Raw genomic sequence first — 8,318 nt, forward strand, 5'->3', positions numbered from 1 at the left:
GCTTTTTCTTTTGGCGCGACCATGTGAGACAGCGGCCAGAACATATCTGTACGCGCGAAACCGTATTCACCGCTGTATTTTATGCCATTCGCTTCAGAGCCCAATTTGGCAGCCTTTTGCCAGTTGAATTCCGTCCAGTATCCGCCTTTGCCGTAAGTCTTGGGCACAAGCAGATAGTTGTATTTTTTATCATAAATTTGTTTCGCATGATGCACTTTGAAGGGAAAAATTTTCGCCTTGGGGTCATTGATGTCGCCCAAGGGCCTATTCAAAAGAGTCGTTTTATTCGGATCAATTTTATCGCCCAACAGATAATGATCGCTCTTCCCGTTGAACCAATGATATTCAGGTCTCAGACCTTTTTCATAAACAAAACTCCCCTTAATTTTCAAATATTCATGCGGATTTTCCGGAAGATTTTTGCCAGCTTCCGACCAATCCCACTCTACTTTTGTGGCTTCTTTTACTGCTGCTTCGGGAATATGGCAGGTCTGGCAGGCAACGGCATCCGTGTGAGCGTTGAGTCGCTCATCTTTATGCGGCTTTTCCAGATGGCAATCCGTACAATACGCCTGATTTTCATCGTCCGCACTCACCGACATTAGTCGCCCGCGAATTTCATGGTGCTCGCCTTTGTGGCAATCCACACAAACGAGATTGTATTTTCCCATGTGCACATCAACGCGTTCCGGCGGAAAATCCAGACTGCGATCCAAATCACCGTGTTTCACAGCGTCTCCTCCGCCGCCGGTGAAATGGCAGCTACCACAGTTCAATCTTGTCGGCCGGCCCACGCTTTTCGCCGCAGCGACCAGATCGACATCTTTGGGCGGAATGCCGCTTTTGCCCTTGACATATTGCCCGGAATGATCATGACAAACCAGACAGTCGATATTGTTTTCATTGGAAAAATCAAAGTTTGCATCAGACCAGCCATAGCCGGCATGGCAGGCAGTACACGGCGGCCAGTTACCGCGAATACCAATACAGAAATTGTTGAGAGACACTTTTTTGCCCATTCTCACCGAATCTTTGCGTCCCGGTAGCAGGACCGGTTTTCCCAACCAGGTCCAGTGGACGTTGTGCAACATCTCTTTCCCGGCTGCGGGATGACACTCGAGACATTTTTTCGTGACAGAAGGGCCGTCAGCAAAAGGGCCCTGAAGTAACGGAGCATGATCTGTGTGCGAAACCTTTTTCGGCATATAGAGCCATGGATCGTCCTGCTGCACTTTGGCCTTTGGCGCAAAAATAATCAAAGGCACAATCAAAACCACCAGAACTAACAGGACGATCATCATCCATTTTAGTCTTGTTTTTGGCATACTTTTCCTCTAAGTTCATTCAAATGTATATTTTGAAATCGATTAATTCTCTAACAAAATCAAAGTCTCACTTAAAATTGCGCGAGAACAACACAGCTATTCAGGACTTACTTTGTGAATAAAATAACAGCACGAAACAGACAAAAATTTGCAAAATCATTTCACACGTGAACCTGAACGGCCTCAAAAATATTAAATGTGATCATCGAGAGCTTTAATGGAACCGAATCGTGATAAATACGCTGCTGTTGACAGACAAAACGCCAACCGCTGCGGCATTATTCGCATTCAGGGGGAGAATTATCACCGGAGTCAGTAGGGGCAACATCCGACATGTATCGGAAGGTAAAATGGCAATGATACCGGATATGATGCATTGAGCAAATTCTGAATCTTCTTGATTTTTTTTTACATTTTTTCGTCATGGGTTTCCCATTTAATCAGGGATAGAATATCAAAAAGTGACTGATTTAAAATTTCACGGTCTGATTTTCTTGTTCTAAAAATCAGCATTATAGTTAAGAATTGGCAAAAGTAATAAAAAAAACTATTAGAATCAAGAAAAATATTCAAATGAAGAAAAACGGAAAATTTTGTTGAAATTTTCTACAGCAAAATTCATTCTCCGTAGATTAACTTACTGCTCCGTACACTCTCCGATGACTACACATCAGCCCGTACGCATCAATACAATATCGGCACGATTCCGGCAGATTTTTGCCGACGCGCTGCTGTTGGCGAAATCTTTTAAATGGTTTAGAGCGATAAATTTTGAGCGGATCGTCCTGATAAACATTGCCAAAAATGACAGGTTTGACCTGTTTGCGTTTTCCGAAATAATAAAAATTCGTACTCACTGCCAGATAATCGCACGGCGCCACATTGCCGTTGATGTCGATGAACAGCGATTCCGCCTGGCGGCAGCCGATCTGTTTCGGCTTCATGTACGGCAAAAATAGTTGCTGCCCGTTGGCAACGACTCGCTCAATGAGGTGGTAGAAAATTTCTTCTACTTCCTTGTTGCCCCGGGGCGAATAAAGATGCTGATCCTGGAACTCTTCGGAAAAGGGCATCAAATTATTCACCATTATTTTTTTTACGCCCAATCCAAGCACAAAATCAGCGTAATCCCGCAGTTCATGGACATTTTTTCGATGCAGCACAAACACCGTACCGACAGAACTATTTTCATCAAGCGAAGTCAGTTTTTTGATTGTATCAATCAATTTTTCAAATGAAATTCCCGTTTTGAAAGCTTCCACCGTTTCCTTCGTCGTTCCATCCAGAGAAATTGTGTAACTGGGGATCGGATACTTTTTCAATTTTTCCAATTTTTCATCGTCAATCGTCATTGTATTTGTTACCAGCGGAAATTGTAAATCCGGATTAATTTCCAGTAAATAGTCCATCATCTGAAAAATATCTTTGTGCAACAATGGTTCGAAACTGGAGAAGTAAAATTCATTGACTTTTTTGATCAATTTATCCAACCGTGCCACGATTTTTTGAAAATCCTCAAAAGGCATCATCCCACGTTCGCCATCGGGAATATTTTTGCCAAATTCATTGAGATAGCAATGCTTACACTTCAAATTGCAATTTTTCACTGTCTGTAGCGTGATTCCGTTCGGGAAATCCAGCATGTAATGCTGCACACCGGAAGCGATTTTCTGCGGCAATTGGCGCACCGGCGTGGCGAAAATTTTTTTGAGATAAAATTTAATCAAAGAAGTCATTTTTACCCGTATTTTATTCTGAAAAATTTATTTCAGTCTTACACCAATAGATTTTGCGTGCCCATCGAGGCCTTCCATTTCGCCCATTTTTTTCGCGATACCTCCAATGGATTTCAGCCCTGTCGGTTCCATACGAAGGGTGGTTTGCAGTTTCAAGAAGTCTTTCACGCTCAGACCGCCGGTGTAACGCGCTGTCGTATTTGTGGGAAGCGTATGATTCAGACCGCTGGAATAATCACCCAGGACTTCCGCCGCCAGCGAGCCGATAAAGAGCGAGCCGTAATTTTTTAGAAGAGAAGAATATTTTCCAGTATCCCGCACCTGCAATTCCAGATGTTCCGGCGCCTTACGATTGGCAATATCGCAGGCTTCTTCCAGCGATTCCGTCAAAATAATTACGCTATTGTTCTGCACAGCAGCTTCCGCAATATCTCTGGTCTTCAATTGCTGTAATTGTTTCCGAACTTCGATTTCTACTTCCAGTGCCAGTTGCCGGGAAGTAGTAATCAAAATCGGTTCTGCATTCACATCATGCTCCGCCTGTCCAAGCAAGTCTGCTGCAATAAAAGCTGGGTCTGCCGACTCATCAGCGATGATCAGCAACTCGGTAGGTCCGGCGATGAAATCAATCCCAGTCACTCCAAACACTTCTTTTTTAGCGGCAGTCACATATTTATTCCCGGGACCGACAATTTTGTCCACGGGCTTGAGCGATTCAGTTCCATAAGCCATTGCCGCGATCGCCTGAACGCCGCCAATTTGATAAATTTCTTCAATGTCGCAAATCACAGCTGCTGCCAGAATTGCCGGATGAATTGAGCCGCCATGAGTCGGGGGCGAACACAAAACAACCTCCTCCACGCCTGCCACGCGCGCGGGGATGGCGCCCATCAACACAGTTGAAGGTAATGGATAACTGCCTCCGGGACAGTAAACTCCCACGCGTCGGATCGGCTCAACACGTTGACCGGTGAAAACTCCCGGCCGGATTTCAAATTCAAAATCGGAAAATTGTGCAACTTGTTTCTCGGCAAATAGTCGGATATTTTCTGCTGCTGCACGCAAAGCTGAGGATTCGTCCGGTTGAATATTTTTTACAGCAGAAAGAATATCGCGATTTTTCAATCGTAGATTTTCCAGTTCGACGCCATCAAATTTCTTTGTCCATTTTTTCACTGCATCATCGCCGTTGGCACGGATGTCGGCAATCACTTCTTTGACAGAGTCAATTTCTTCTATTTCTTTATATTTAAAAAAATCTTCCGCTATATCGCCTGATCGGATGATTCTCATTTTTTTCTCCGTCTGTTTAATTCCCGCAAAACATCATCAATGGTCACGTTGCTTTTCGCCAGCAATACCGTTAAAAAATAAAACACATCAGCGGCTTCCCAGATAATTTCATCTTTTGTTTTCGCTTCAATCACTTCCTGCGCTTCTTCCATTATTTTATCGCGCACCAGCTCATCGCTCAAAGATGCGGTGTAAGAGCCGGGTCTCGGATTGGCAAATCGATCCTGCACGACTCGATATAATTCTTCCAGCGTAAATTTTTTGTCGCCAAAGCATGAGTAATTTCCCAGATGACATGCCACACCTTTCTGATCCACTTTTGCCAGCAACGTGTCACTGTCGCAATCAACCCGGAATTGAATGAAATCCTGGACATTTCCCGAAGTCTCGCCTTTCATCCATAATTTTTGCCGCGAACGAGAATAGTACCACATTTTTCCGCTATTGAAAGTTCTCTGCAACGACTTCTTGTTAGAATAGGCAACCATCAACACCTGACCTTCAGTGTCGATCACAACAGTGGGAATTAAATCGGACTTCCAGTTCAGCGACTCAATGAATGCTTCCTCAGGAAAAATTCTTCCCGTATAAATCGCCATCCCCAATTGCGCATGAACACCGAGCCCCGTTAACTCCCGGATCTCCGCCATCGTGGAAATTCCACCTGCTAAAGTCAACATGTTATTCGTTTTCTTCTTCAATTTTTTCACGGTTTCCAGGTCTGTACCCTGAAGCGCGCCCTCCTTTTCAACGCAGGTGAACAGAAGTTCTGCAGCGTAATTTTCCAATTTTTCTGCCACATCCAATAGCGCCAGGCCTGTGCGATGTTTCCAGCCTTCTGTGACAATTTCACCCTCATAAGCATCCACAGCAATGATAATTTTCTGGCGATCCACTGTTGCAACCAGTTCTTGCAAAAAAGCCTCATTCACTTCATCATTTTCAAAGGCACGCGAGCCAATGATTATTTTTTTCGCTCCCAAAGAGATTAATTCCCGCGCTCCTTCCACGTCGCGAATTCCGCCGCCAACGCGGCAGTCAGCTATACGACAAAGCTCTGCTATCAAATCACGATTGCTGCCATTCCCCAGCGCGGCATCCAAATCGACCACAGCAATTTCGCCGAATTGATTGAAATAGCGCGCCAGTTCCAGCGGATTATCCCGTTCGAGGACTTTTTCCATACCCTGTTTCAATTGCACTGCCTTGCCATTCATTAAATCGATTGATGGGATAATCATCGAATTACAACTCCTCTATTTTTCAAATATTCTTTAATTTCACTAATTGTAAATTCCCCGAAATGAAGCAATGACGCCAGCAACACGGCATCTGCTTTTCCTTTTTTTACGGCTTCAACCATCTGCTCCAGAGTGCCGGCGCCTCCTGAGGCAATCACGGGGATATTAACAGATTCGGAAACCTTTCGCGTCAATTCCAGATCATAACCCGCTTTTGTACCATCCATGTCGATGGAGTTAAGCAAAATTTCCCCGGCGCCTAATTGTTCGCCCTGTCTGGCCCATTCGATCGCATCAACGCCAAAATCATCTCTGCCGCCGTTGATGTACGCATGCCAGGAATCGCCATGCCGCTTTGCGTCAATGGATAAAACCATGCATTGCGCGCCAAAAATTTTCGCCCCTTCAGAGAGCAGGCGCGGATTTTTCAGCGCCGCGCTGCATATCGCCACTTTATCGGCGCCAGCTTGCAGAATTCGCCGCATGTCATCGACCGAACGAATTCCACCGCCAACAGTAAACGGAATAAAAATCTGACTGGAGACACGCTCGACCACATCAATCATGATCTCCCGGCTCTGATGCGAAGCGCCAATATCCAGAAAAGTCAACTCATCTGCACCCTGGTCATTGTACAAAGCCGCCAACCCCACAGGATCTCCGGCATCGCGAAGTTCTTTAAATTTCACACCTTTGACAACACGTCCCTCGTCCACATCCAGACATGGAATAATTCGAGTTGCTAACATATTTCCACCCAATTTTTCAATAATTGAAGCCCATGCTCGCCGCTTTTTTCCGGATGAAATTGTACTGCAAATACATTTCCCTTTTCCACGGCTGCCGGATAAATTACACCATAATCACTATTTGCAGAGGTAATTTCGCCATCTTCCGGGCGAAGATAAAAGCCATGCAAAAAATAAAAGAATGAGCCATCCGGAATATTTTTGAACAAACTGGATTCTCGCGCAAATTTCACATTGTTCCAGCCAATCTGTGGCACTTTACCGGACTCGAACCGCAAACAATCGCCTTTGAAAAATTCAAGGCCGCGGAAGTCCGGCGATTCTGCGCTGGTTTCCATAAGCAATTGCATTCCCAGGCAAATACCCAGAAAAGGCTTATCCTGCGCCAGCCATTTTTGCAAGGGCTCAAAAAAATCGCTCTGCTGAAGTTTCTCTACAGCTGCACCGAAAGCGCCAACGCCGGGCAACACGATTTTTTCCGCTCTTTTCATCTGCTCCGGTGCAGTGGCAATTTCACTTTCGATGCCCAAAAAATCAAACGCTTTTTTCACCGACTTCAGGTTCCCTGCGCCGTAGTCAATTATCGCTATCATCGTCGATCACACCTTTCGTACTTGGGATATTTTCCACTGCTCTGGTGTCAATCGAGCAGGCCATTTTCATAGCTTTGGCAAACGCTTTAAAAATCGCTTCTATTTTGTGGTGGTCGCTCCTTCCGTAAGGCATGCGCACAACCACATTCGCGCCCAGATGAACAGCGAACGCCTGAAAAAAATCTTCCAGCAAATCCGTATCCAGTTCGCCGCAAAAACGCCTTTTAAAAGTTGCGTCAAATTGCAAATAAGGTCTGCCGCTGATATCGACAGCGACAACTGCCAGCGCTTCATCCATAGGATAGACAAAATAGCCGGCGCGATTGATTCCTCTTTTTTCCCCTAATGCTTGCTTAAAAGCCTGTCCCAGAACAATTCCGCAATCTTCTATGAGATGATGCTGATCAACATGCAAGTCGCCATCTCCAAACAACGTCAAGTCAAACAATCCATGTTTAGCAAATGCGGTCAGCATGTGATCCCAAAAACCAATCGCAGTATCAATCCGAGAATCTCCCTGCCCGTCAACATTCAAATCCACTGTTATGTTTGTTTCTTTTGTTTTTCTTTGTAGTTTTGCTGTACGTGCCATGAATTTGTTTTCAGTTTATGGTTCAAAGTTTCGGGTTAGTAGTTCATAGTTTTGAGTTTAGAGTTGTTAGCTTTACATTTGAGATTTCGCGTTCGAGTTTTGAATTAGTCGCTTTCTTAATCAGAAATTTCATTGATAAAAATATTCCTGGTGCTATCTTTTTCGAAAACTGCTGAATCTCTTTTAATACCTGATCACATTCAAATTTCAGTTCAATGAGAATAATTATTTTGCCACTTCATCACAACTGAAACGATAAACTGCAAACTATGAACTCTGAACTACGAGCTCCAAATTCAAAATCTCATTCACATCATTTAAAATGAACTGTGCTCCGGCTGACTTGAGCAGATCTGTTTGTCCCAGCCCGGTATCGTTGACAGATAAAACTCCGACCGGAATAATTCCCGCAGCCACAGCCGCTTTCATGTCATCGATTGAGTCGCCCAGATAGACAGCGGTTTTGACGCCCAATTTTTTCATTGCCAGTAAAATACCATCAGGCTCTGGTTTTCCTTTTCCAGGCGGCGTGTCCTCCAGGGCGATCAACACATCGAAATAATTTTCCGCCTCAAAACGGCTCAAAACAAATTCCGCTTCGATTTTTGGACGGCCTGTAACAATTCCCAACCTGAACCGATGAAACAACGATTCCAACACACCTGGTTTGATCAACATGGTTTCGTTTTTGATAAATCCGTCAAAATTCTTTCCCAGATAGAATTCCTGGAATTTGTCCACAATTTCCCAGTGGTATGCATCTTTGCCATGTTCTGTGATAATAGCATG

At 44.5% G+C, this 8,318-nt stretch carries 8 protein-coding genes; all 8 read right to left on the reverse strand.

What is annotated here, in order from left to right:
* A partial coding sequence (locus GXO74_03440) for a tetrathionate reductase family octaheme c-type cytochrome (GenBank protein NOZ60712.1) occupies nucleotides 1–1,325 on the reverse strand: 1,325 nt, incomplete at its 3' end.
* A 632-nt stretch (nucleotides 1,326–1,957) separates the two neighbouring features.
* Complete coding sequence (locus GXO74_03445) at nucleotides 1,958–3,061, reverse strand: radical SAM protein (protein ID NOZ60713.1); 1,104 nt, start codon at nucleotides 3,059–3,061, stop codon at nucleotides 1,958–1,960.
* A 27-nt stretch (nucleotides 3,062–3,088) separates the two neighbouring features.
* A complete protein-coding gene (gene hisD / locus GXO74_03450) occupies nucleotides 3,089–4,291 on the reverse strand; it encodes a histidinol dehydrogenase (protein ID NOZ60714.1) in 1,203 nt (400 codons plus the stop codon).
* Between the two features lie 59 nt (nucleotides 4,292–4,350).
* A complete protein-coding gene (locus GXO74_03455; protein NOZ60715.1) occupies nucleotides 4,351–5,595 on the reverse strand; it encodes a bifunctional phosphoribosyl-AMP cyclohydrolase/phosphoribosyl-ATP diphosphatase HisIE in 1,245 nt (414 codons plus the stop codon).
* Nucleotides 5,592–6,344: an imidazole glycerol phosphate synthase subunit HisF gene (hisF, locus tag GXO74_03460; protein NOZ60716.1), complete on the reverse strand. Its 753-nt coding sequence runs from the start codon at nucleotides 6,342–6,344 to the stop codon at nucleotides 5,592–5,594. The genes GXO74_03455 and hisF overlap by 4 nt, the downstream gene beginning before the upstream one ends.
* Nucleotides 6,338–6,937 (reverse strand): imidazole glycerol phosphate synthase subunit HisH, encoded by a 600-nt coding sequence (hisH, locus tag GXO74_03465; GenBank protein ID NOZ60717.1) that lies wholly within the window; start codon nucleotides 6,935–6,937, stop codon nucleotides 6,338–6,340. Before hisH ends, hisF begins: the two co-directional genes overlap by 7 nt.
* Nucleotides 6,921–7,529 (reverse strand): imidazoleglycerol-phosphate dehydratase HisB, encoded by a 609-nt coding sequence (hisB, locus tag GXO74_03470; GenBank protein ID NOZ60718.1) that lies wholly within the window; start codon nucleotides 7,527–7,529, stop codon nucleotides 6,921–6,923. Before hisB ends, hisH begins: the two co-directional genes overlap by 17 nt.
* Before the next feature lie 267 nt (nucleotides 7,530–7,796).
* Nucleotides 7,797–8,318 (reverse strand): HAD-IA family hydrolase (locus tag GXO74_03475; GenBank protein ID NOZ60719.1); only part of this gene is annotated, 522 nt, incomplete at its 5' end.

The sequence above is a fragment of the Calditrichota bacterium genome, assembly GCA_013152715.1.
Lineage (GTDB): Bacteria > Zhuqueibacterota > Zhuqueibacteria > Thermofontimicrobiales > Thermofontimicrobiaceae > 4484-87.